Source organism: Massilia sp. CT11-108, from assembly GCF_047302915.1.
GTDB classification, from domain to species: domain Bacteria; phylum Pseudomonadota; class Gammaproteobacteria; order Burkholderiales; family Burkholderiaceae_D; genus Telluria; species Telluria orientalis.
This window is the reverse complement of record NZ_JBKYMO010000687.1, coordinates 1-2,403: the sequence shown is the minus strand read 5'-3', so window position 1 is coordinate 2,403 and position 2,403 is coordinate 1. Positions and strand designations below refer to the sequence as shown.

Below are 2,403 nucleotides of genomic sequence, written 5' to 3'. Positions count from 1 at the left end.
CGCTCGGCCAGCGCGGCGTCGGCGGCGTTCACAGTGACCTGGCAGTCGCGCACGTCGTCCTGCGCCACCGGTGCGTACGTGTGCGAATAGGCCGTCTTGCCCGTCACCGCGGGCGCATCGCCGACGGTGAAATTGCCCTGCACGGGACCGGTCTCGTCGATGCGGACGTCGATCGCGACGTCGTCGGCCGCGATGCCCGCGTCCAGCAGTTCGGCACGCGCCAGTTCGGCGGCCGTCACGTGCTTGAAGGTGCGTACGATGGCTTGCTGCATGGTGTTCTCCCGAATGGTTCACTTTGCAATCACCGTACCAGAATCCCGCGCCGCGCGGCGCCCGCCGCTCCCCCGTTTCCTCCGCGCTATTTTCCACCAGTGCGGCATCGTTCTGCCGATTTAGTACAATCAGGCAACACCCAGCCGTTGCACCGTGCGTCATAACTTTTCAATAACACCATCCCAAGAGAACAAAAAATGAAAATTTCTGCCCGGATTGCTTCCTCCCGCCCGCTCGCCACCACCGCCATGCACGGCCGCGTGGAAACCTTGCGCAGCCAGGGCGAGACCGTGATCGACTTCTCCATCGCCATCTCGCACTTCCCGGCGCCGCGGCCGGTGCTGGACGCGGTGGCGGCGGCGATCGAGCGCGAACGGATCATGCCGTACACGAGCGTGGTCGGTGCACTGGACGTGCGGACCCGGCTGGCGGCCAAGCTGAAAAAGGAAAACGACATCGACGCGGGCACGGACGAGATCATCGTCACCAACGGCGCCAAGCAGGGGTTGTACGAAGCGCTGTATGCGTTGAGCGATCCGTACGACACCGTCCTGATCTTCAAGCCCCACTGGCCGGCGTATGTTGCTACGTCACAACTATTGGGCCTGCGGACGATCCTGGCCGATCTCCCTGAGGAAATCACGCCGGCACTGCTCGACGGCCTCGGCAAGCCGGACATCGTCATCATCAATAACCCGCACAATCCCACCGGCAAGGTGTACACTCGCCGGGAACTGGAACACCTTCGTGCATGGGTGGAGCGCATCGGGGCCCGGGTGATCGTCGACGAAAGCTACGAACACCTGATCTTCGATGGCGGACACACCAGCCTGGCGGCCTTGTGCGACTGGCGGAACATCGGCGTGGTAACGCTGTTTTCGGCCTCGCAGAGCTACGCCATGATGGGCTGGCGGGTCGGCTTCGCGCTGGCGCCCGCCGAAGTGGTCAACGCGATGCAGACGTTGCAAGGCCCGATCACGGCGGCCGCGCCGCATTTGTCGCAGGTAGCCGCCCACGTCGCGTTCGCGACCGGTGCGCCGCGCGCGATGATGGCGGACTACCGTGACCGGCGCGACCTGGCGGTGCGGCTGTTTGCCGAGGTCCCCTGGATCGTCATGCACGCGCCGGCCTCCGGTCCGTACCTGTGGGGAGACGTGCGCAGCCTGACGCTGGACACGGTCGGCTTTGCCGAAGCGTTGCTCGAGGAACAGAGGGTGGCGGTCATGCCGGGCGAGGCGCTGGGCGTGCCCGGCTACATCCGGCTCGGCTATATTTCGGACGACGTGACGACCTTGCGCGAAGGCATCCGCAGGATCATCGAATTTGGGAATGCGTTTGTTGCCCAAAAGGCGGCAGATTGAAGATAGACAAATGACATCTGGCTTGAGCCGCTTCCGGCTGAACAGCCTGCGCAGCCGGCTCATGTTGCTGGTCGCGCTGGCGATCACGCCGCTGGCGGTGATGACGATCCTGTCCGGGATCCGCGAACGCGAACATGCCATCAAGGCATCGGAAGAAAACCTGCGCCGTCTGACGGGCATGGCGGCCGCCAACGAAGCCCAGTCGATCGAGGGTGCGCGCCAGATCCTCGTCGACCTGGCCAGCGTCCCGGACCTGATGGGCGACACGGCGAAATGCACGTCGCTGCTGTCCGACGTCCTCGACCGCAACGAGGGCTTCGTCAACTTCGGCCTCATCCAGCTCAACGGCGACGTCACCTGCAGCGCCGTCCCGCTGCTTCACCCCGTCAACCTGGGCGACCGCAGCCACTTCCGCCGCGCCATGTCGGAACGCAGGTTCATTGCCGGCGACTACGTGTTCGGCCGCGTCATCAAGAAGCACACGATCAACCTCACCTATCCCGTCATCGACCGCAGCGGGAAAGTCCTCGCCGTCGTGTTCGCGGCGATGGACCTGGAAGGGCTCGACACCTTCATCAACGACATCAACCTGCCGCCCGGTTCCGTGCTGGCGACGGCGGACGCGCGCGGTACCATCATTTCGCGCCGCCCCGATCCGGAACGATTCTTCGGCACCAGGCTGTCGCCGGCGATGCAGGAAGCGCTGAACACGGCCGGGCAGCGCGCGGTGACGGTCCGCGGCGACGACGGCGTCGAGCGCCTGCACACG

General features: G+C 65.0%; 2 protein-coding genes and 1 pseudogene. 2 read left to right on the top strand and 1 reads right to left on the bottom strand.

The features are described from left to right. The coding region (locus ACEN88_RS29450; RefSeq protein WP_413345398.1) for a hypothetical protein at window positions 1-272 on the bottom strand (272 nt) is incomplete at its 3' end. Between the two features lie 198 nt (window positions 273-470). Between ACEN88_RS29450 and ACEN88_RS29445 the strand changes: the two genes are divergently transcribed. Together ACEN88_RS29445 and ACEN88_RS29440 are read left to right on the top strand one after the other, a co-directional pair. Further along, window positions 471-1,634, top strand: a complete 1,164-nt coding sequence (locus ACEN88_RS29445; RefSeq protein ID WP_413345396.1) for a pyridoxal phosphate-dependent aminotransferase — start codon at window positions 471-473, stop codon at window positions 1,632-1,634. Window positions 1,635-1,644: 10 nt separating this feature from the next. Beyond that, window positions 1,645-2,403, top strand: a pseudogene (locus ACEN88_RS29440) (hybrid sensor histidine kinase/response regulator); the annotation flags it as partial.

Bases quoted from the DNA above. Each gene is read 5' to 3' on its own strand.
- ACEN88_RS29445 (WP_413345396.1), top strand. From the start codon at position 471: ATGAAAATTTCTGCCCGGATTGCTTCCTCCCGCCCGCTCGCCACCACC.